This window comes from Pseudomonas sp. 43mfcvi1.1 (assembly GCF_900115935.1).
Classification (GTDB): Bacteria; Pseudomonadota; Gammaproteobacteria; order Pseudomonadales; family Pseudomonadaceae; genus Aquipseudomonas; species Aquipseudomonas bijieensis.
Map to the genome: position 1 here is coordinate 214,411 of NZ_UETT01000011.1, position 20,322 is coordinate 234,732.

19 protein-coding genes and 2 pseudogenes are annotated in these 20,322 nt (G+C 62.5%); 6 read left to right on the forward strand and 15 right to left on the reverse strand.

What is annotated here, in order from left to right; translation table 11 throughout:
* Positions 1-30 precede the first annotated feature (30 nt).
* Complete coding sequence (locus DTP52_RS21315) at positions 31-1,779, reverse strand: flavin monoamine oxidase family protein (protein ID WP_109755101.1); 1,749 nt, start codon at positions 1,777-1,779, stop codon at positions 31-33.
* Between the two features lie 223 nt (positions 1,780-2,002).
* Between DTP52_RS21315 and DTP52_RS21320 the strand changes: the two genes are divergently transcribed.
* Positions 2,003-3,409 (forward strand): adenosylmethionine--8-amino-7-oxononanoate transaminase, encoded by a 1,407-nt coding sequence (locus DTP52_RS21320; RefSeq protein WP_109755102.1) that lies wholly within the window; start codon positions 2,003-2,005, stop codon positions 3,407-3,409.
* A gap of 199 nt (positions 3,410-3,608) precedes the next feature.
* Positions 3,609-4,328: a 16S rRNA (uracil(1498)-N(3))-methyltransferase gene (locus tag DTP52_RS21325; RefSeq protein WP_109755103.1), complete on the forward strand. Its 720-nt coding sequence runs from the start codon at positions 3,609-3,611 to the stop codon at positions 4,326-4,328.
* Between the two features lie 56 nt (positions 4,329-4,384).
* Here DTP52_RS21325 and DTP52_RS21330 read toward each other — a convergent pair whose 3' ends face one another.
* Complete coding sequence (locus DTP52_RS21330; protein ID WP_109755104.1) at positions 4,385-5,287, reverse strand: transporter substrate-binding domain-containing protein; 903 nt, start codon at positions 5,285-5,287, stop codon at positions 4,385-4,387.
* Positions 5,288-5,308: 21 nt separating this feature from the next.
* Positions 5,309-6,550, reverse strand: a complete 1,242-nt coding sequence (locus DTP52_RS21335) for a D-amino acid dehydrogenase (protein ID WP_109755122.1) — start codon at positions 6,548-6,550, stop codon at positions 5,309-5,311.
* 105 nt (positions 6,551-6,655) lie between these two features.
* Here DTP52_RS21335 and DTP52_RS21340 point away from each other — a divergent pair, with 105 nt between their 5' ends.
* Positions 6,656-7,573: a LysR family transcriptional regulator gene (locus DTP52_RS21340; RefSeq protein WP_109755105.1), complete on the forward strand. Its 918-nt coding sequence runs from the start codon at positions 6,656-6,658 to the stop codon at positions 7,571-7,573.
* Between the two features lie 6 nt (positions 7,574-7,579).
* Here DTP52_RS21340 and DTP52_RS21345 read toward each other — a convergent pair whose 3' ends face one another.
* Positions 7,580-8,197, reverse strand: coding sequence for a hemolysin III family protein (locus tag DTP52_RS21345; protein ID WP_109755106.1), 618 nt, complete (start codon positions 8,195-8,197; stop codon positions 7,580-7,582).
* A gap of 197 nt (positions 8,198-8,394) precedes the next feature.
* Here DTP52_RS21345 and DTP52_RS21350 point away from each other — a divergent pair, with 197 nt between their 5' ends.
* Positions 8,395-9,309 (forward strand): LysR substrate-binding domain-containing protein, encoded by a 915-nt coding sequence (locus DTP52_RS21350; protein ID WP_109755107.1) that lies wholly within the window; start codon positions 8,395-8,397, stop codon positions 9,307-9,309.
* 118 nt (positions 9,310-9,427) lie between these two features.
* On the opposite strand, the gene madM is transcribed toward DTP52_RS21350, so the two are convergent.
* From madM to DTP52_RS31410, 11 genes and pseudogenes are all read right to left on the reverse strand, one after another.
* Positions 9,428-10,192, reverse strand: coding sequence for a malonate transporter subunit MadM (gene madM, locus DTP52_RS21360; RefSeq protein ID WP_109755108.1), 765 nt, complete (start codon positions 10,190-10,192; stop codon positions 9,428-9,430).
* 1 nt (position 10,193) lies between these two features.
* Positions 10,194-10,610 carry a malonate transporter subunit MadL gene (gene madL, locus DTP52_RS21365; protein WP_109755109.1) on the reverse strand — a complete coding sequence of 139 codons (417 nt, stop codon included), beginning with the start codon at positions 10,608-10,610 and terminating at the stop codon, positions 10,194-10,196.
* A gap of 66 nt (positions 10,611-10,676) precedes the next feature.
* Positions 10,677-11,597, reverse strand: a complete 921-nt coding sequence (mdcH, locus tag DTP52_RS21370) for a malonate decarboxylase subunit epsilon (RefSeq protein ID WP_109755110.1) — start codon at positions 11,595-11,597, stop codon at positions 10,677-10,679.
* Positions 11,594-12,214: a malonate decarboxylase holo-ACP synthase gene (locus tag DTP52_RS21375; RefSeq protein ID WP_109755123.1), complete on the reverse strand. Its 621-nt coding sequence runs from the start codon at positions 12,212-12,214 to the stop codon at positions 11,594-11,596. The genes mdcH and DTP52_RS21375 overlap by 4 nt, the downstream gene beginning before the upstream one ends.
* Positions 12,211-13,014 (reverse strand): biotin-independent malonate decarboxylase subunit gamma, encoded by an 804-nt coding sequence (gene mdcE / locus DTP52_RS21380; protein WP_109755111.1) that lies wholly within the window; start codon positions 13,012-13,014, stop codon positions 12,211-12,213. The genes DTP52_RS21375 and mdcE overlap by 4 nt, the downstream gene beginning before the upstream one ends.
* Positions 13,011-13,862, reverse strand: coding sequence for a biotin-independent malonate decarboxylase subunit beta (locus DTP52_RS21385; protein WP_109755112.1), 852 nt, complete (start codon positions 13,860-13,862; stop codon positions 13,011-13,013). Before DTP52_RS21385 ends, mdcE begins: the two co-directional genes overlap by 4 nt.
* Positions 13,855-14,154, reverse strand: coding sequence for a malonate decarboxylase subunit delta (locus tag DTP52_RS21390; protein WP_003206454.1), 300 nt, complete (start codon positions 14,152-14,154; stop codon positions 13,855-13,857). Before DTP52_RS21390 ends, DTP52_RS21385 begins: the two co-directional genes overlap by 8 nt.
* Positions 14,154-15,029, reverse strand: a complete 876-nt coding sequence (locus tag DTP52_RS21395) for a triphosphoribosyl-dephospho-CoA synthase (RefSeq protein WP_109755113.1) — start codon at positions 15,027-15,029, stop codon at positions 14,154-14,156. The genes DTP52_RS21390 and DTP52_RS21395 overlap by 1 nt, the downstream gene beginning before the upstream one ends.
* On the reverse strand, positions 15,030-16,700 hold the full coding sequence (mdcA, locus tag DTP52_RS21400; protein ID WP_109755114.1) for a malonate decarboxylase subunit alpha: 1,671 nt from the start codon (positions 16,698-16,700) through the stop codon (positions 15,030-15,032). It lies immediately after the preceding gene.
* Between the two features lie 278 nt (positions 16,701-16,978).
* Positions 16,979-17,335: pseudogene (locus DTP52_RS21405) on the reverse strand (DUF6124 family protein).
* A gap of 584 nt (positions 17,336-17,919) precedes the next feature.
* Positions 17,920-18,034: pseudogene (locus DTP52_RS31410) on the reverse strand (nucleotidyltransferase domain-containing protein); the annotation flags it as partial.
* A gap of 180 nt (positions 18,035-18,214) precedes the next feature.
* Here DTP52_RS31410 and DTP52_RS21415 point away from each other — a divergent pair.
* Both DTP52_RS21415 and DTP52_RS21420 read left to right on the forward strand, forming a co-directional pair.
* Positions 18,215-18,706, forward strand: coding sequence for a hypothetical protein (locus DTP52_RS21415; RefSeq protein ID WP_109755115.1), 492 nt, complete (start codon positions 18,215-18,217; stop codon positions 18,704-18,706).
* Positions 18,707-18,989: 283 nt separating this feature from the next.
* Positions 18,990-19,499, forward strand: coding sequence for a hypothetical protein (locus tag DTP52_RS21420; RefSeq protein ID WP_109755116.1), 510 nt, complete (start codon positions 18,990-18,992; stop codon positions 19,497-19,499).
* The last annotated feature ends 823 nt before the right edge of the window (positions 19,500-20,322 follow it).

Consider the following 20,322-nt stretch of genomic DNA (forward strand, 5'->3'; position numbering starts at 1 on the left):
GATACGCCGCGCTTTTTTTATCGCCAAGTTTTACTGCGCCTTGGCCTCGGTCGCTGCCGGTTTTGCCGTGGCAGGCTTCTTCGCCGGTGCGGCTTTTTTCACCGGTGCTTTTTTAGCCGGGGTCTTGGCCGCAGGCTTTTTGGCTGCGGGTTTAGTGGCCGCTTTATTGGCCGGCTCAACCTTGGCCGGGGCAGCTGGTGCAGGTGGTTCCACCGGTGCCGGCGCAGGAGCGGGTGCAGGTGCTGGAGCAGGCGCTACCGGCTCCGGTGCCTTGACTGGCTCTGGCTTCTTGTCGTCATCCGAGCCACCAAACAGATTGCTGAAGAAGTTGCCCTTCTTCGCTGCCACCGCGCCTGCCGCTGCTGCCGTCGCAGCCGGAACGACCTTGGCCGGTTCGAACGACTTGCCTGCCGCCAGGTCTTCAACCTGGCTGGCCGCCCGCTGGCCGCTACGCAGCGCGCCTTCCAGGGTGCCCGGGTACAGGGTGTCGGTATGCTCGCCGGCAAAGGCTATGCGCTGCAATGGCTTTTCCCACAGGCGCCAGTACTTGCTGATCTGGCCCGGGCCGAAGGCCAGGTAGGCGCCACCCGTGGACGGGTCGGTGCTGTAGCGACGGATTTCATAACCGGTGAACGCGCCACGGGCCTGTGGATAAAACGCGTGCAGGCGGATCAGCACCTGATCGACCATCTGCTTGTCACCAAAGGCCTGCATCACCCGGGCGTTGTCGCCGGACAGGTTGATGACCACGTTGGCACCGCCCTTCATGGCCGGTTCGATCCACATCATGCCCAGGCCGGCGTTGCTGTAGATCTCGCCCGACATACGCGCCTTGCTGTCCCAGACCGGGGTCTTGAACTTGAGCATGATCTGGTCGCGCCAGCCGTAGTTGGTGCCCTTGATCGCGCCTTGATGCTGGGCGTCCAGGGCCGGGGTCAGCTGGATCTTGTTCAGCGCTCGCAGCGGCACCGCCAGCACCACGTAGTCAGCCTGGTAGCCAACGCTGCCGACCTTGACGGTCACACCGTCCTTGTCTTGAGAGATGGCCGACACCGGCGAATTGGTCTTGATGGTCTTCAGTTGCTTGACGAACGCCTGGGCCAGGGTCGGACTGCCGCCAAGCAGGCGCGAGGCCCGCAGGTCGCGGTCGGACACGCCACGATAGACGCGGTTCTGCTGGGCGAAATACAGCAGCGACAGGCGCGACGGCTCGTCATAGCGGGTGCGGATTTCCTGGTTCACCAACTGCCGCGCCGTGGCCGGCAGTTGCAGACGATCGAGCCAGTTGGACACGGTGATCTGGTCCAACGCGTGCAGCGTATTGGTAGCCGCCGGGTTCTGCGGGTCTTCGATGGAACGCGCCAGGTCGTCCAGGGTGGTTTCGTAGCGCTTGAGGGCTTCGGCGGTGGCCGGCTGTTTGGTCGCCAGGTCCGCGGCGGTGAAGTAGGTGCCGTCGATCAGGTAGCTGGGGGTGCGCACGAATTCCGGGGCCGGCGTGGTGCTCAGCTTGAATGTGGAGACGTACTTGTTCAGCACCGGCTGCGTCTTCTCGTTGCCGATCCACTCGCTGGTGGCCATGCCCGAACGCCCGCCCAGGTCCGGCTTGGCCTCCAGCAGCGTCACCGCCCAGCCCTTGTTCTGCAACTCATAGGCGGCCGTGAGCCCCGCCAGGCCGCCGCCGATGACGATGGCCGTCGGTTGTTTGTCCTTGGCCAGCGCCGCAACGCTGAACAGCCCTATCATCACCAGCGCACAGGCGCGCAGCCAACCAGCAGACATTCAACGAACTCCGGATTAAAACGTAGGAAATTTCAGTTTTCGAGCCTGTCGGCTCAGAGAACGGCGAAGAATACGTCAGCCATCAAAACGCCGCCAGCGACGTCTATCGCCTCATTCAAAGTAGCCGCGATGACACAATGGGTTGTCCCCGGGGCCGCCATTGCATAGGCTTGCGCGATTGTTTTGCCCGCGCCCGCCGCGAGCCGCCTCGAGGAGACTGTACATGGGCCTGAATAACCAGTGGATGCAACGCGATCTCGCGGTGCTGTGGCATCCCTGCACCCAGATGAAAGACCACGAACAGCTGCCGCTGATCCCCATCAAGCGCGGTGAAGGCGTGTGGCTGGAAGACTTCGAAGGCAAGCGCTACCTCGATGCCGTCAGTTCCTGGTGGGTCAACGTGTTCGGCCACGCCAACCCGCGCATCAACCAGCGGATCAAGGACCAGGTCGATCAGTTGGAGCACGTGATCCTCGCCGGCTTCAGCCATCAACCGGTGATCGAGCTGTCCGAGCGCCTGGTGAAAATGACGCCCGAGGGCCTGACTCGGTGCTTCTACGCCGATAACGGCTCGTCCTGCATCGAAGTGGCGATGAAGATGAGCTTTCACTACTGGATCAATCGCGGCCGGCCGGACAAGAAGCGCTTCGTCACCCTGAGCAACAGCTACCACGGCGAAACCATCGCGGCGATGTCGGTGGGCGATGTGCCGTTGTTCACCGAAACCTACAAGGCACTGCTGCTGGACACGATCAAGGTGCCAAGCCCCGACTGCTACCACCGCCCCGAAGGCATGGGTTGGGAAGAGCATTCACGCAACCTGTTCGCGGCCATGGAGCAGACCCTGGCCGAGCACCACGACACCGTCGCGGCGGTGATCGTCGAGCCGCTGATCCAGGGCGCTGGCGGCATGCGCATGTACCACCCGGTGTACCTGAAGTTGCTGCGCGAAGCCTGCGACCGCTATGGCGTGCACCTGATCCACGATGAAATCGCCGTCGGCTTCGGCCGCACCGGGACGATGTTCGCCTGCGAACAGGCCGGTATCACCCCGGATTTCCTCTGCCTGTCCAAGGCCCTGACCGGCGGTTACCTGCCGTTGGCGGCGTGCCTGACCACCGACGAGGTCTACAACGCGTTCTACGACGACTACCCGACCCTGCGTGCCTTCCTGCATTCCCACAGCTACACGGGCAACCCATTGGCCTGCGCCGCGGCCCTGGCGACCCTGGACATCTTCGAAGAAGACAACGTCATCGAAAACAACCAAGCCCTGGCCCAGCGCATGGCGAGCGCCACCGCGCACCTGGCCGACCACCCGAACGTCGCCGAGGTGCGCCAGACCGGCATGGTGCTGGCGATCGAGATGGTCAAGGACAAGGCCAGCAAGACCGCCTACCCGTGGCAGGAACGGCGCGGCCTGAGTGTGTTCCAGCATGCCCTGGAGCGCGGTGCGCTGTTGCGACCGCTGGGCAGCGTGGTGTATTTCCTGCCGCCGTATGTCATCACCCCGGAGCAGATCGACTTCCTGGCAGAAGTGGCCAGCGAAGGCATCGACATCGCCACCCGGGACAAGGTCAGCGTGGCGGTGCCGAAGGATTTTCATCCGGGCTATCGCGATCCGGGCTGACCCCCCGGTGTTCTTGTCGGAATACTGTTGTGGCGAGGGGATTTATCCCCGCTGGGCTGCGCAGCAGCCCCAAATGCAGGCAACACGATTTGCCTGAAGCATCGGAGCGTCCGGTTTTAGGGCTGCTGCGCAGCCCAACGGGGATAAATCCCCTCGCCACAGACCCTCATTGCACTTTTAACCTTTTCAGAGATCCAGCATGAGACTGTCCCGCTTCTTCATCGACGCCCCCCTGGGCCTCGGCGACCACGAACTGCCCGAAGCTCAGGCCCACTACATCGGCCGGGTGCTGCGCATGGCCGAGGGCGATGCGGTGCAGGTGTTCGACGGCTCGGGCCAGGAGTTTCGCGGCACGCTGGCCGAAGTCGGCAAGAAACGCGTGCGGGTGCAATTGGACGAGCAGTTCGCCGGCCAACCTGAATCGCCGCTGCGCATCCACCTCGGCCAGGGCTTGTCCCGGGGCGAGCGCATGGATTGGGCGATCCAGAAAGCCACGGAGCTGGGGGTCAGCGAGATCACGCCGATTTTCAGCGAGCGCTGCGAAGTACGCCTCAAGGACGAACGCGCCGACAAACGCCTGCTGCACTGGCGCCAAGTGGCGATCAGCGCCTGCGAGCAGTGTGGACGCTCGACCGTACCGGTGATCCACCCACCGCTGCTACTGGCTGACTGGCTGAAACAGACCGAGGCCGAGCTGAAGCTGGTACTGCATCCGGTGGCCGAGCCGCTGGTCAGCCATGCCAAGCCGTCGAGCCTGGCATTCCTGATCGGGCCCGAAGGCGGGTTGTCGGAAGCCGAAGTCGAACAAGCCAAGACCGCCGGCTACTACGCCGCCCGCCTCGGCCCCCGCGTGCTGCGCACCGAAACCGCGCCCGTGGTGGCGCTGGCAGTGGCGCAGCAGTTGTGGGGGGATTTCTAAGGCTCCGCGACCACTGAAGATCAATTGTGGGAGTGGGTCGTGGATGTCCGTGCGGCCTACTGCACCGGCTCGCTGGTCGGCTTGGCAATGATCGCCTTCAATTCGCTGGTCATCGGGAACTCCAGGTTCAGGCCCTTGGGTGGGATCGGCTTCTGGAACCAGCGGGCGTAGATCTCGTTGATCTCCCCCGATTTGTACAAATCGGCCAGGGTCGCGTTGACCAGCGCCAGGAATTGCGGGTCGTCCTTACGCAGCATGCAGCTGTAGATTTCCCGCGATTGCTCCTGCCCCACCACCACCCATTTGTGCGGGTCGCGGGCCTTGGCCCGTTCGCCGTAGAGCAGCGCATCGTCCATGTAGAACGCCGCCGCCCGACCGGTCTCGAGCATCTGGAAGGACTCGCCGTGGTCCTTGGCACTGATGATGAACATCTCGGCGTTGTTGTCCTGGTTGTAGCTTTTCAGGAAGCGTTCGTTGGTGGTACCGGCGGTGGTCACCACATTTTTGCCGCGCAGGTCGGCAAAGCTGTGGATGCCGCTGTCCTTGGCCGTCAGCAACTGGCCCTTCACATAGATGAAGCCATAGGAAAACGCCACTTGCTTCTGCCGCTCGGCCGTCACCCCGGTCGAGCCGCACTCCAGGTCGACGGTACCGTTCTGCACCAGTGGGATACGGGTCTGGGACGTGACCAGGTTGTACTTCACGTTCAGTTGCGGCAACGCCAGTTGGGTCTTGATGCGCTCGACAATCTTGCCCGCCAGTTCCACCGAGTACCCCATCGGCTGGCCGCTGCTGTCACCGACGTAGGAAAAGGGCACCGAGGCGTCACGATAGCCCAGGGTAATGCTCCGGCTGCTGGCGATTTTGTCCAGCGTGCCGGCCGGGGGCGCTTCGTTGGCAAGGGCCTGGACGCTTAGCAACAGGCTCAGGGTGCAGCCGATCAACGTGATTTTTTGCATTGTTATTCTCCGTTGGATGGGTCAGGCGGCGCGGGGCGTCAAGCCCTGCAAGTCGATGGAGGGTGTGTGCTGGCGGATCAGCTCGCTGAGCAAGCGAGCGCTGCCACACGCCAGGGTAAAGCCCAAGGCCCCATGACCGAGGTTGAGCCACAGGTTACGGTAGCCAGTGGCGCCGATCAGCGGCACGCCGCTGGGGGTCGCCGGGCGCATGCCGGCCCATTCGACGGCGCGCTGGTAATCCCCAGCCTGGGAGAAGGCTTCCTGGGCCTGGCGCTTGATCAGGGCCAGGCGCTTGGGGTCCGGCGTCGGGTCGAAGCCGACGATGTCCACCATCGCCGCGACTCGCAGTTGTTCGCCGATGCGAGCGTAGACGACCTTGCGGTCGTAGTCAGTGATGCTCAACTCCGGTGCCCGATGCTGTGGGCCAATAGGCACGGTCAGGCTGTAGCCCTTGAGCGGATACAGCGGCATCCGCACGCCAGGCACTGCGAGCGCGGCACTGCGATGGCCGGCGGCGATCACCAATTGCTCCACCGGGAGCCGCTGCCCGTCCAGCGCGATGGCGCGCACCGCGCCGTCGGCGTGTTCGATGCCGCTCACCGGCTGCCCCAACAGGAACTCGCAACGCCCCGAAGCCCGCAGACGTACCGCCAATTGCTGGCAGAAGGCATGGCAATCGGCGACTTCCTCATCCGGCGTGTAGATCCCACCCACATATGGCACGCCGGCCAGGGCCGGCTCCAGGTTCGCGCACTCGTTGGGGCCAAGCACCTGCTGATGGGTGCTGTCCGCCAAACCCTGCCGCGCACGCTGGAAATGCCTCGCGTCGCGAAACGTCACCAGCTTGCCATTGCGCCGCCAGTTGAAACCGTCGAGGCGGTCGTCCTCGCGCCAGCCCTGCAAGGTTGCCTGGCTCAACAACGCCAGGCGCAACAGGTGGGCGCCGTTGCGCCGGTTGACCGAGGTCCGGCAGGCGCCGATGAACGCGGCCATCCAGCGCCACTGTGCCGGGTCCAGACGCGGTCGCAACTTGAGTGGCGAATCACCGCGCAGCATCCAGCCCAGTGCCTGCCAGGGCACCCCGGCGTCCGCCAGCGGGGTGACGTAGCGATACGACAACTGGCCGCCGTTGGCAAAACTGGTTTCGCTGCCCAAGGTTTCCCGGGCCTCCACCAGCGTCACGTCGACGCCATCGCGCACCAATGCATAAGCCGTCGCCAGCCCGACCACGCCACCACCGATGATGCAAACCCGCTGAGCCATGTCCATCTCACATCCGTTTTCAATGGCTTGAGGTTAGGGCCAGGTGACAGGCCGCGAACAATGAATAAAGATGGACTCCCTATAAACAAAGGTTATGGGTTCGCCATGCGTCTTCGCCATATCGAGATCTTCCAGGCCATACGCCAGACCGGCTCCATCAGCGGTGCCGCTCAACTGCTGCATGTTTCGCAACCGGCGGTGACCAAAGTGTTGCAGCATGCCGAGCAGCAATTGGGGTTTGCGTTGTTTCTGCGGGTGCGCGGCAAGTTGCAGGCCACGCCTGAAGCGCTGGAGCTGGAGCGCGAGGTCGATAAAGTCAGCGAGAGCCTGCAAGGTGTCCGACGTCTCGCCCAAAGCCTGCGGCGCGAGCCGGGCCACAGCCTGCGGATCGGTGCGACACCGGCCCTGGCCCTGTCGCTGCTGCCAGCGGCGATTCATCAATGGACGCGCCGCTACCCGGACATCGTCTGCGAGTTGTCCAGCGCCCACAGCCGCGAACTGGTGCAAAACCTGTTGATGCGCGAAATCGACGTCGCCCTGACCCTGCAACCGCCCGATCATCCGGGCCTCAAGGCCCAGGCCCTGGCCAGCGGCGTACTGGTGGCCCTGGCGCCAAGCGGGCATTGGACCCAAGCACAGGTGGGGCAGCCGATGCCGTTGCAGGCGCTGGCCGGCGCACCGTTGATCGGCCTGTCCAGCGCCGACCCGCTCTCGGCCAAACTGGACGGCTATCTCAAGGCCGTGGAACCACCGCCGCGCATCAGCATCGCCGTGCAGACGTATTCACTGGCCCGCGCCATGGTCGAATCCGGTGCCGGGCTGGCGGTGATCGACCCGTTCACGGCGCTCGGCGCCTCGAGCACCCGTACGGCAATCCGACCGTTGTCGCCACCGCTGCCCATTTCCCTGTATGCCGTGACCCGGGCCAATGAGGCCCCGGCGCACACCCTCGGCGCATTGCTGGAAATTTTTGCCGGCCAGGCCCAGGCGCAACTGGACCGCCTGTTCGCGGTGGCCGGTTGAACCTGACTAGAGGACGTAGAACAGAATCGCCACGAAGTGCAGCAGGCTGCCGGCGATCACGAACAGGTGCCAAATCCCGTGGGCGTGGCGCAGCCGGTGGTCGAGGGCAAAGAAGATAATGCCCACGGTGTACAACACGCCGCCCGAGGCCAGCCAGGCGAACCCGGCGCTGCCCAGGGCCGCCATCAAGGGCTTGACCGCCACCAGCACGATCCAGCCCATCACCGCGTAGATCACGATCGACAGGATCCGCGCTTCGGAACGCGGCTTGATCTCCTGCAAGATCCCAATCAGCGCCAACCCCCAGACAATCCCGAACAAACTCCAGCCCCAGGGCCCGCGCAGGGTCACCAGGCAGAACGGGGTGTAGCTGCCGGCGATCAACAGATAGATCGAAAAGTGATCGACCTTCTGCATGATTTCTTTTTTGCGCCCGCGCACGCTGTGGTAAACCGTCGAAGCGCTGTACAGCACCAGCAGGGTGAACCCGTAGATCGCCACGCTGACGATCTTCCACGGATCGCCCGCCATCCCGGCAATCACCAGCAACCACACCGCCCCGATAAAAGCCGCCACCGCCCCGACCAGGTGCGTCCAGGCATTGAGTCGTTCGCCGTGATACATCCAATCCCACCTCACATTCCAGAACAGACGCCAAGGCTCAGGCTTGGCGCGGCAAAGTGCAATGTTTTGCTTGCTGTGGGAGCAAGGCTTGCCCGCGATGAAGGTAACTCGGTTTCTGCAAAACCGAGTCGCCTGTTTCGCGAGCAAGCTTTGCTCCCACAGGGCACAATCGGGCAATACGAATAAGAGTCCGCCCCATGCTGATCGACGAAGAATTGACCCTGAAGAAACTCGAGGTGTTCCTGGCCTTCATGCGCACCGGCAACTTGGCGCGAGCGGCGGCTGAATTGCAGACCAGCAACGTCAGTGTGCACCGGGCCATTCACTCGCTGGAAAGCGCCCTGCGCTGCCCGTTGTTCAAGCACGAAGGCCGCAACCTCACGCCGCTGGAGAGCGCCTATGTGCTGGAAGAACGGGCGCAGAAACTGATCCAGGACGTGGTCGAAAGTGTACGCCTGACCCGCGAAGCCGCCGGATTCTCCGCCGAGCGCTTCAAGTTGGGCTCGCTGTATTCGCTGACGGTCAAGACCGTGCCGCAACTGATCATGGGCCTGAAAATCCGCCGCAGCGAACTCAATATCGATCTGATCCTGGGTTCGAACATCGACCTGCTGTACAAACTCAAGAACATGGAAGTGGACGCGATCCTGATTTCCCTGGATGACAGCGTGAACGACCCGGACTGTGAGCATATCGCGCTGTTTTCCGATGACATCTTTCTTGCCACACCGGCGGATTCGCCCTTTGCCCAGCGCAGCGAAGTCGACCTGGCCGAGGTCCGCGACGAGACGTTCATCACCCTGACCCAGGGCTTCGCCACGCACCAGGACGGTATCCGGGTGTTCAAGCAGGCGGGGTTCGAGCCGAAGGTGGCGATGCAGGTCAACGACATCTTCACCCTGCTGAGCATGGTCAGCTCCGGGGTGGGCTATGCGTTGCTGCCGGGCAGGATCGCGGCGGTGTATGAAAACCGGGTGAAGCTGATCCCGTTGCAGGAAAAGTACCGGTTGCAGCAGCACATCGGCGTGGTGTTCCTCAAGGCCAAGGAGCGGGATCCGAACCTCCTGGCGTTGTTGGCCGAATGCCGGATGTATGCCAATCGCCAGGCTTGAAACCGAGTCGCCCCCATCGCGAGCAGGCTCGCTCCCACAAGGGATTTGTGAACACCGATCCAATGTGGGAGCGAGCCTGCTCGCGATAGCGTCAGAACAGGCGATACAAATTCGGAACCTAGCCGACAATCCCGCGCACAATGAAGTACAGCAACGAAGGCCCCAGCAAACAGCCAAGCCCGGTATGGAACGTCGCCGTCAACGCGCCATACGGCACCAACCGCCGGTCCGTCGCGGCCAGGCCGGCAGTCACGCCGCTCACGGTCCCGGCCAGGCCGCCGAAGACCATGGCCGAGCGCGGATTGTCCAGGCCCATCCAGCGCGCCGCCATGGGCGTGCCGACCATCACGATGATCGCCTTGATCAAGCCGGTGGCAATCGACAACGCCATCACATCGGACGTGGCGCCAATCGCCGCCCCGGTCACGGGGCCGACGATATAGGTCACCGCACCCGCGCCAATGGTGGTCATGCTCACCGCATCGCGATAACCGAACACCCAGGCAATGCTCGCACCGACGATGAAGGGCAGGATCGTGCCCAGCAGCAACGCGATGGCGCCAATCATCCCGGCCTTTTTCGCTTCGGTGGCCTGCACCTCGAACGCCGTGGCCACGATGGCGAAGTCACGCAGCATGGCGCCGCCCATCAAACCGATGCCGGAAAACAGCGACAGGTCCGCCAGGCCTTTTTGCCCGCCGGTCATGGTGCCGCCCACCCAGGCCAGCACCAGGCCGATGACGATGGCAATCGCCGAACCGTGGACCCGCCCATAGGTCAGGCGCTTGGACAATATCACCGACACCCACATGATCACGCCGACGAACGCGAACGCCGTGATCAAACCGTTATGTTCCAGGCCTTTCTCGATGAGATCCCACATATCAGCGGCCTCCTACTGGGGTGCCGAGGGGCGTGACTTCCGCCGGCTCATCGGGCAAGGGTTCGCCTTTGTGGGTCCGGCTGATCAGCGTAATGGTGCAGCCGCAGAGCACCACCGAACCAATGGCCGCCAACACCGCCACCGGGCCGCCGTGCAAGGCCGTGACCACGTTCTGTTGCGCGGCCATCGCGACCACCACCGGAATGTACATGGCGCCCCAGAAGCCGACGCCCATTTCGCATTCCTTGGTCATGCCGCCGCGTTTTTGCATCCACAGCCGCGCACAGATCAGCAGGATCATCGCAATGCCGACCCCGCCGACGTTGGATTTGACGCCGAGCAACACGCCGAGCAGGTCGCCCATGATCACCCCTGCCAGCGTACAGATCGCCAACAGCGCCACACCGTAAATAATCATTGTTGTAGTCCTCAAAGTGCATCGTCGAAATTGTTGTTTTTGTAATTCGCAGCCTGAGTCGGGGGTCTAGGGTTGGCGGCTTCCCTCCTCACGTAACAGCGCCTGCAGGGTATCGAGCCGGGCACCGTCGAAGGCCATGACCGTGCCTTGCTCGAACACTCGGCGCGCCAGCCCGGTCAGCACCGCACCGGGCGGCAGTTCGATTTGCAGCCTTACGCCGCGTTCATAGGCGCTTTGCACCGTGCCGCGCCAATCGACGACACGGCACATGTTGAACGCCAGGTCGTCGCGTAGGGCCTCGGGGCTGATCACCGGTCGAGCGCGGCTGCCGCTGAGATAGCCCAGGGTGGGCGCTTTCAACGTCACATCGGCAAACGCTTGGGCCAATGCTTGCGCCGGAGCCTCCAGCAACGGGCAATGGGACGGCACGCTCACCGCCAGCCGACAGGCCTTCCCGGCACCCAGGCTTCGCGCCTGTTTGGCAACGCTGCTCATGGCCTCGTCGCTGCCGGCAATGACCACCTGATTATCGGCATTGATATTGGCCAGGTAGACCGGTGTGCGGTCGCTGTGTACCTGTGCCAGCAACGCTTCCACTGCCGCGAGATCGAGGCCGATGATCGCGGTCATGCCGTAGCCTTGCGGATACGCCCGCTGCATCAACTCGCCGCGCAAGCTGACCAGTCGCAACGCCTCGTCAAACCCCAGCGCACCGGCCACCACCGCCGCCGGGTAGGCACCGATGGATAGTCCTGCCACATAGTCCGGCGCAGGCGCCTGTTCCAGCAAACGACGGGCCGCCGCCACGCCGGCGATCAGCAGGCATAGCTGCACGGCGCGGGTCGATTGCAAGGCCTCGGCGCTGTCCAGTAGCAGGACGTCCTCGCCGAGCACGTCGTTCGCCTCGTCCAGAATGTGCGGCGCAAGTCCATGGAGCATGCCTGCTCGCTGCGCACCCTGGCCGGGAAAGACCAAGAGGCTGCTCACGCGACCTGCTCCACTGAAGATTGCCAAGGATCGCTCACCAACCGGGCCTGAAGATCATCCTTGAGCAAGACCCGGCGCGACAAACCCGCCCATTCGCGCAGGGCCACGGCGCCGCAAGGCGTTTGCAACTGCATGTCCACGGCGCATACCGAAGCATCCAGATGCGCCAGCAACTCCCTGGCCTGGAGACGATCCAGACAGTGCGGCGTGCGCAGGATCAAATCCAGGTCACTGCGTTCATGTAGCGCCTCGATCCCCGTGGCGAGCTCGAACCCGGCGCTACCGCTGACGCCCCAGGTCCAGCCGCTGGCGTCGAGCAGCGGGCGCAGTCGGGACAGCGCTCGCAGGGCTGGCAAGTCGCGAGTCGACGCAACGTGACAAAGGTCTTCTGGCCTGACGCGACGGGCAATCGCCGTGATCGCCATCGACGCTGCATAACGCTGCTCGCGCAAGCGCCCACGCACGCCGACCGCGATTCGATCCGGCGTCGTCAGCGCGCGCCGAACCACCACAGGTTGACCGGCGGTGATCGACTCGACCACCCAGGCCGGCGCATCCGCTGGCAACTGCTGCGAGGTCATCCCCCACAGCAGGTCATGGGCCAGAAACGTACTCACCACTGCTCTCTCAGCAGTTGGCGAACCCGGCTCGACGCGATGCGGTTGAACGCACCCAGACGTCCACTCAGATCCCGCGGCCCCGCCTCTACATCGTCAATCGCCTGGAGCAGACACGCCGTCACCCGCTCCAGATCCTCCGCCAACGGCTGTTCAACCTGCTCCACCGACAAGGTTTCCCAAAGCAATCCCAGGCTGGCGAAGCTGTCGATGTCATAGGCCATCGGTGGCACGCTGGCGGCCAGGGCTTCAAGCTCCTCGACGCTGCGCAGGGTCACCCGCGCCGCCGAGGCCTTGCCCATGGCGTGGACCATCACGCCCGGGTCGCGCAGGGCAATCAGTCGGTTGGCCTGGTAGCCGTGGGCCAGAAACGCCCCCGACATGGCCTTGCCCACCAGCAAACCGATCACCGGATGCCCGGCCAACCGCGCCCGGGCATAACTGTCCGCCGCGCCGGCCAAGGCCTGATGAATGCCCAGGGCTTCTTCGCGTCGGCCATAGGCCTGGCTCGGCACATCGACGATGGCTATCAGCGCCCGCTTGTGGGAAGCATCGCGGTCGGCGTCGATCGCATCATCCACGGCTTTGGCCAGGCCCCAACCCTCCAGCAAACCGACTTCGCCGTTGCGCGCCCGGGGAAAACGACTGTCGGGATCGGCCACCACCGCCAGCAAGCGCACGGTTTGCTCGCCCAACCGGGTGTCAGCGACTTTCAACGAAGCAGGTAAACCCTCCAGCGGTTTGGCACCGCCACTCAAGGCCTCGAACCAGCGCAGGCCCCGCAATGAATACGCACTCATGGACGTTCTCCCTGATACAGCTGGCGAACCGTTGCCGGTTCGATTTGCACGTCAGTGTCCAGCCGCGCCAGGTGTTGCAGGAATAGCTCGGCCTGGCCGCTGCGGTGTGACGCGGGCACGCCCAGGTGCAGCAATTGGCTGACCCGTCGACGGATCTGCAGCACGTCATCGGCGACGTAGCGATCCACCAGCCCGGTCGCGAAACGTTGCTCACCGCCGGTCAGGCTCCAGATGAACGGCCGGTCGCGGGAGTCGTATTCGTCGAGGCCGGCTTCCTGTTCGATCACTTGGGGACCGTTCAGGCCCAGCCGTGCTTCCCGGGTCACCAGCAGATAACTGCACAGCCCGGCGGCAATGGACATGCCGCCAAAGCAACCGACGCTGCCGGCCACCACACCCACCACCGGCTGATACTGACGCAGATCGACTATCGCCGAATGAATCTCGGCAATCGCCGCCAACCCGAGGTTGGCCTCCTGCAAACGCACGCCACCGGTTTCCAGCAGCAATACGGCGCGGGTCGGGATGCCCTTGCGGTTGTCTTCGGCGGCCAGCTCCAAGGCACCGGCAATCTTCGCCCCGCCGACTTCGCCGAGGCTGCCACCCTGAAACGCGCCTTCGATGGCGGCGATCACCACCGACAGGCCATCGAGCGAACCCTTGGCGATCACCACGCCGTCATCGCTTTGCGGCACCACGCCCTGGCGCAACAGCCAGGGCGACATGATTCGCTGGAACGGGTCGAGCAGTTCGCGGAAGGTACCGTCATCGAGCAAGGCCTTGGCCCGTTGCCGGGCGCCGAGTTCGACGAAGCTGTGTTTGTCGAGCAGCGCTGCGCTGTCAGTCATGGCCGATCTCCTCGAAGCCTTGTTCCAGGCGCAGGCGCACCACGCCGGGGGTGGCGCCGAAATCGTGGATGTCGATGGACAGGGCCGGTGGCGTCTGGCCGTCGAACATGCGAGCGAACAGGTGCTGCCAGCGTTGTTCGCTGCCGTTGACCGAGGTCTGCACCTGAATCGTCAGCTTGCCCGCCAGCCCCGGCTCGATCAGCACTTCCAGATCGCCCGAGCCGACGCAGCCCACCAGTGCCCGGCCCCGTGGCGGCTGCCCGGCGGGGAATTCAAAGGATAAGGTTTCCATCAGCACACTCCAGGGAAGAGGCCATCGCCGCGTTCGATACGGTCGAGGAACAGGCAGGCGGCGAGCAAGTCGGCAGCGCCGCCGGGCGAGGCGTTCAAGGCAATCAGTTGTTGGTCGAGCGCGTGCAACTGGCGGCGACCGCCCAGGCTCGCACTGCCACCGGCATCGAGAACCGCTTTGGCGCCGTGCTGCATGGCTTGCAGGCCCTTTTCACCGGCACGGTAGAGCACGCAGGTGTCGGCCAGCGTGGTCATGATCGCCAGCAAGGCATCGAGCCGGGCGTTCTGCTCACCCGCCCCCGCCGCGCGACTGCGCTTGAGTTGCGGCAAGCCCAGACCGGTGACGGCCGGAAACGCCAATTGCGCTTCTTCCCGGGCACCGCGTACGCCGTAGCGTTGGGCGACCTGGGCGCCGTGGCTCAAAGATTGAGGCGCGTAGCGGTCATTGAGCAGGGCCAGGCGGGCGGCCCGTAGCGTAACGGCACTGGCAACGCTGGATTCAGGCTCCAGCGCCGCCGCCGCGACCAGCAAGCCCAGGGCCCAGATCGCACCCCGGTGGGTGTTCACGCCGTTGGTGGTCGCGAGCATCGCCGCTTCACCCTCACGGCCGATCCGCCCAAGGGCTTCACGCAACGGCACGCCGATCTCGCCACAGCCAAGAGCGGCGTCGGCCATTTCCTTGAATGCGGGCCACAGCGACAGCGCCGAGGCATGCATCAGGCCCAGGTGCAGATCGGTGTGGGCGCCATTGCCGCGCCGGTCCACCAAGGCCGGTTTAGGCGACAGGTCGGCTTCGTCGATCAGCGCATCCACCGCCATATCCGCCAGGCGCTCGGCCAAGGAGAGTTTTTTCGGTTGCAGGTTGAAGGCGTGCATTTACCAGCTCCTGAACTTGGCGGGCGGGTTGTAGAGGCCACCGGACCACTCCACCAGATCGGCCACGCTCTTGGCCGCGAGCAGCTCACGAGTGGCGTCGGTGCGGCGGATACCGAGGTCTTCGGGCAAGGCGACCAGCCCTTCGCGGCGCATGCGCGCAGTGTCTTTCGGGTTGTGGCGCAGGCCGATGGCGGTGACCCCGGCCACGGCGGCGATCATCGCCTGGCGCTCCTCAAGGGAGCGGGCCTTGTACAGGTAGGCGATGCCTTCCTCGGTGAGCAGGTGGGTGACGTCGTCGCCATAGATCATGATCGGCGCCAGAGGCATGCCGGCTTTTTTTGCCACGTCCACCGCGTCGAGGGTCTCGACGAACGTCGGTTTGCCGCCCTCCTGGAACGTCTCGACCATCTGCACCACCAGCTTCTTGCCGCGTTCGAGCAACGGCGCCTCGCCGTCGCCGTGACGCATGTCGAGCCAGGCCGGCGTACCGTGACGACGACCGCGCGGGTCGTGGCCCATGTTCGGCGCCCCGCCGAAACCGGCCAGGCGACCACGGGTCACGGTGGAGGAATGACCGTCGCCATCCACTTGCAGAGTGGCGCCGATGAACAGGTCCACCGCGTACTGCCCGGCCAGTTGGCAGACCATGCGGTTGGAGCGCAGCGAGCCGTCGCGTCCGGTGAAGAACACGTCGGGACGGGCGGCGATGTAGTTTTCCATGCCCAACTCAGTGCCGAAGCAATGCACGCTTTCGACCCAGCCGCTTTCGATGGCGGGGATCAGGGTCGGGTGCGGATTGAGGGTCCAGTTGCGACAGATCTTGCCCTTCAGGCCGAGGGACTCGCCGTATGTCGGTAGGATCAGCTCGATGGCGGCGGTATTGAAACCGATGCCGTGATTGAGGGACTGGACGTTGTGTTTTTCGTAGATCCCACGAATCGCCATCATCGCCATCAGCACGTGCACAGGCTTGATGTGGCGCGGGTCGCGGGTGAACAACGGCTCGATGTAGAAGGGCTTGTCGGCCACCACCACGAAATCGACCCAGGAGGCCGGGATATCCACCCGAGGCAGGTCACTGACGTCATCCACCAACTGGTTGACCTGGACAATGACGATACCGTCACTGAAGGCCGCCGGTTCGATCAGCGCCGGCGTGTCTTCGGTGCTGGGGCCGGTGTAGATATTGCCGGCGCGGTCGGCCATGAAACCGGCCGAGAGCACCACGTTGGGGATCAGGTCCACCACCAGTCGGGCATAGAGCTCGATGTAGGTGTGGATCGCGCCGATCTCCAGCAGACCGTCTTCGAGCAACTGGCTGATGCGCAGGCTCTGGGTGCCGGCGAAGGAAAAATCCAGCTTGCGGGCGATGCCGCGTTCGAAAAGATCCAGGTGCTCGGAGCGGCCGACGCTGGGCATGATCATGTGCAGATCGTGCAGCTTCGCAGGGTCGACTTTGGCCAGTGAGCGCGACAGAAAATCCGCCTGCTTCTGGTTGTTCCCCTCCAGCACCACACGGTCGCCAGGCAGGATCAACGCCTCCAACGCCGCAACGATTTTGTCGGTGGGCAACACCACACCGTCGGCAAGCCCCTTCACCAGCTCGAGACGCCGCTGCTTTTCGCCGCGCCGCCGCGTCCAGCGCGAGTCGGGGGATATTGTTGTTGTCATGACCACTCCACGGGTTCGCTGTCGTGGGGGTCACATTAGGAGTGTTGGGGCGAGGGTATCAATCAAGCTTAGCGGCGGATCATTACGGTTGGAGTAATGGTTTGCGAGAAACACAAATCAAAATGGGGGAGCTTGCTCGCGATAGCGGTGGGTCAGACCACATCAATGCTGACTGTTCTGCCGCCATCGCGAGCAGGCTCGCTCCCACAGGGGGTAGGGGTGGATTCGAATTCTGTGGCGAGGGGGTTTGTCCCTTCGCCACAAGAGTGCGCTCGACTTTAGCGCGGGTCGACAATGTCCAGCGCCCGATGGGCCAGCAACTCGCTGAGTTCGATCATCTGCTGGATGCCGAGGGCAAAATGCCGGGGCGAACCTTCAAGGTCGAAAGCCAGCTCGTTGAGCATGACATTGGCGGAGGCGAGGGTTTCGCTGAGGTTGGACAGGAGGCATTCGCTGTCGAGGTCATCCACGACAGTGAACAGTTGGCCTGGGGGTTATTTCTTTTTGGTTTGAGGTTTGGGGTCGAGATAGAAACTGAGGGCGCGCTCGGCCGCTTCATCAAGCTTTTGCGAAGCTTGGCCGGCATGGGCTGAGGTGGGATCGGTTTCGGGAGGATTGGGTGTGGCTTTGAACATAGGGTGACACTCCGTTTACTGGTTGGAGCTGCCACGTTCGTTTCCAAGCGAGGGGGTGGCAGCCGTACGCAGGTTGGAAAACCGGGGTAAACGAGCCCGGCAGACCCGAAGGTCTCCCGCGCACAGCTGCCATAACGAAAGCATGGTCAAAAAACGACCGCAAGCATACGTTATGAAGGGCGCTTTCGCGCCGTCTACTTATCGGATTTCCAAGCCCGGCCGCTGAATTTGCAACGACGGGAAAAGCCTAGCGACAGCCCTTCCCACCCGGCAACCGCCAGAGCTCGTCGGAAAAATCAACTTGAGTCAGGAAGTGTGTCCGACCATTCCCACAACGCTTGGTCGGCTGTCAGGCCGCCATCGCGAGCAGGCTCACTCCCACACTGGTTTCGGTCGTTTATAAGATCAGTGCCCATCGCCAATCTTGTGGGAGCAAAGCTTGCTCGCGATAGCGGTGGGTCTAATTGCATCAATGCTGAATGTGCCGCCGCCTTCGCGAGCAAGCTTTGCTCCCACAGGTCCTGCTCAAACAGGTCTATATGTACTCAGCCAACAAAATCCTGCTCCCACCGGATCGTCGGCTACAGGCCTTCGCCGATCAGCAGGAGATCCATGTCACTGGGATGCGTTGGCCTGGCCTTTGGCAATGGAGCCGTAGACGAACGCCCAGCTCAGTTGTCTGGAAAACGGCTCCAAGGCTTAGCGCTGGTATAGAAGCTTTGATCGGGCTGACCGAAACCGCTTGTCGGTTAACCGCTTCGACCTGTCAACCCTGACAGTAGCCAAGCAGTCCTCCCCGACGCCTACTAAACCCTGCTGCGATTGTTTATGTCCGGTTTCAAGGGCTGGTCGACAGCGCAAATGACCGGAGACATCAATATGAAATTTCCTGATGAAACTGACTTCGAATCGAATGGGCGAAATGGGTGGGAAAATGGCGAAGAAATCACAGGAGAACTTATTACCGTAGATGGGAATACTTTCTGGAAAGGTGAACTGAAGCCCCTAGTCTCCTTTCCGACCTTCAGAGCATCTCTGAAGAAAAAATTCACGTTTCAGACCAAAGAAGAAAGAACCGATTTGTACTGTATATCCTTTAATTATCGTGTCCATAAACTCGAAGATGACGAGGCAAGACTCCTTGTTCTTGCGATCGCCATGGGGAACCCAAGAACCTCCTTCAATTTAGATAACGATTTGGATGAGAACACTGAAGTAGACAAATGGCTGCTGGCGACGACGGAGACGACCCCCAACCAGTGGTTCGCGCGGTCAAACGAAATAATTCAGATTGGCACGCGTGGCGGTATATCCGAGACAAGATCCCGTCGAATAGATATCGATAATATCTATGTTTGGAAACAGACCTAGTGCAGATAAATCTGGGCCCCCCTCAAGGTAACTCGCGATGGCGGCACACTTCGCCTTCGCGAGCAGGCTCGCTCCCGCAAAGCGTCATGTGATTGCATTCGAATGAGCGAAGCGGCCCTCAGGCAGCTCTTCCCATACGCAGCCGTTTGTCGGATTGCAGCTCTAACCTGTCAACCCTGACAGTAGCCAACCCACCGGCCTCAGCGCCGAATAGGTTGCGCCGCGATCTTCAATGCCCGGACTCCTCGGGCAGGATCACAAGCGCTGTGGCGGGAGAAACAGCATGAACCACGACAAGTATGGGCACGACTTTCAAGATGGAAAACGCAACGGCTGGGAAAATGACATTGGGTCCCCGGATGGGGTACTCAAATCGGAAGAAGGCCCAGGGGGCAAGAATACTTTCTGGTCCGGCAAGCTGGAGTACAGGCCTCCAAACATATTCCTGCCCTCTCTCGCCAAGATGTTTACCTTTCCGGGCCCAAGGCAGGATGACCCAAAACCGGAGAAAGGTTTTCTTTTTACCTCCTTCAGATACAGAGTTCACCCACCGGAGGCGGGGGAAGCCACAACGATCAGGGTCATTGTTACAGCGAACGTATCGCTGGGTTATAACGCCTTCTATATAGATCCGAACACGCCAACCGGTGTGTGGCTCCAAACTGATCCCATCGGCGTTCGCTACTCTGGTACCAAGGCCCATATCGTGATCGGTACGAATGCCGCAGAGCCCGGAGTGTCCCGTAAGTTTGACCTCGATAACATCGAGGTTGTGCGAGTTCCCGATAAATAGAAACTCAAGAACGGTCGCCTGGTTTGCGGAGGTTTTTACCCAGCGGAGCCAATTCCCTCGCCGCGGGCTTTCGGCACCCCGAGTTTCAAGTTGAAATACCCTCCCACAGGAGGAACGCGGTCGCCCAAAACCAGGTCGGCTATTAGGCCGCCTCGCAGTGGACATAGATTTTGGCGCTCCATTAACCACGCTGGCCGAACGCAGGCATTGTGGAGTGGGCAACCCGGCATGGATGCCGGGTTAGCCGCGCTGGGCCATGGATGGCCCTTCGCGGCAGCCCACGGAGCAATGCCGGAATGAGGCACACCGAGCCTAGGCGAGGTGCCGAGTGGTGGGGCAAAAGCGCTTTGGTTACTTTCGCCTGGGCCGGCATTCCGGCTTTTCGAAAGTGACCCGCCGTCAGGGCGGCCCCCTAAGTCGCCGTTACCGCAGCAATGGATATGTACTCAATCAACAAAACCCTAGCCGACTGCCAGGCCGCCATCGCGAGCAAGCTCGCTTGTATGTTTAGACTTGAAGGGGTGGGCGGGACTAAAAGCTCGATTCCGACTCTAGCCAGTACGGACCGTGGGAGACTTCTCGTTCCGCCCTTTCTACCTAAAGCGCCGATAAGGAATTCATCGGTAAAACCGACGATAGAGGCAAGCCAGCGCAAAGGTAGACCCCGACAAGCACCTAAACCCTAGCTCCGAGGATTCGTCATGACAATCCTTAACTCACCAACGGTTATTGGTATCGATGTAGCGAAGGCCGAAATCGTCGTTTACCGCGAAGACCTGAAAATCACTCAAGCCATCGCCAACCACCGCGAAGCTCTTGGCCG

Coding starts and splice junctions, on each gene's coding strand:
- DTP52_RS21315 (WP_109755101.1), bottom strand. CDS start 1,779: ATGTCTGCTGGTTGGCTGCGCGCCTGTGCGCTGGTGATGATAGGGCTG.
- DTP52_RS21320 (WP_109755102.1), top strand. CDS start 2,003: ATGGGCCTGAATAACCAGTGGATGCAACGCGATCTCGCGGTGCTGTGG.
- DTP52_RS21325 (WP_109755103.1), top strand. CDS start 3,609: ATGAGACTGTCCCGCTTCTTCATCGACGCCCCCCTGGGCCTCGGCGAC.
- DTP52_RS21330 (WP_109755104.1), bottom strand. CDS start 5,287: ATGCAAAAAATCACGTTGATCGGCTGCACCCTGAGCCTGTTGCTAAGC.
- DTP52_RS21335 (WP_109755122.1), bottom strand. CDS start 6,550: ATGGCTCAGCGGGTTTGCATCATCGGTGGTGGCGTGGTCGGGCTGGCG.
- DTP52_RS21340 (WP_109755105.1), top strand. CDS start 6,656: ATGCGTCTTCGCCATATCGAGATCTTCCAGGCCATACGCCAGACCGGC.
- DTP52_RS21345 (WP_109755106.1), bottom strand. CDS start 8,197: ATGTATCACGGCGAACGACTCAATGCCTGGACGCACCTGGTCGGGGCG.
- DTP52_RS21350 (WP_109755107.1), top strand. CDS start 8,395: ATGCTGATCGACGAAGAATTGACCCTGAAGAAACTCGAGGTGTTCCTG.
- madM (WP_109755108.1), bottom strand. CDS start 10,192: ATGTGGGATCTCATCGAGAAAGGCCTGGAACATAACGGTTTGATCACG.
- madL (WP_109755109.1), bottom strand. CDS start 10,610: ATGATTATTTACGGTGTGGCGCTGTTGGCGATCTGTACGCTGGCAGGG.
- mdcE (WP_109755111.1), bottom strand. CDS start 13,014: ATGAGTGCGTATTCATTGCGGGGCCTGCGCTGGTTCGAGGCCTTGAGT.
- DTP52_RS21385 (WP_109755112.1), bottom strand. CDS start 13,862: ATGACTGACAGCGCAGCGCTGCTCGACAAACACAGCTTCGTCGAACTC.
- DTP52_RS21390 (WP_003206454.1), bottom strand. CDS start 14,154: ATGGAAACCTTATCCTTTGAATTCCCCGCCGGGCAGCCGCCACGGGGC.
- DTP52_RS21395 (WP_109755113.1), bottom strand. CDS start 15,029: ATGCACGCCTTCAACCTGCAACCGAAAAAACTCTCCTTGGCCGAGCGC.
- mdcA (WP_109755114.1), bottom strand. CDS start 16,700: ATGACAACAACAATATCCCCCGACTCGCGCTGGACGCGGCGGCGCGGC.
- DTP52_RS21415 (WP_109755115.1), top strand. CDS start 18,215: ATGAAATTTCCTGATGAAACTGACTTCGAATCGAATGGGCGAAATGGG.
- DTP52_RS21420 (WP_109755116.1), top strand. CDS start 18,990: ATGAACCACGACAAGTATGGGCACGACTTTCAAGATGGAAAACGCAAC.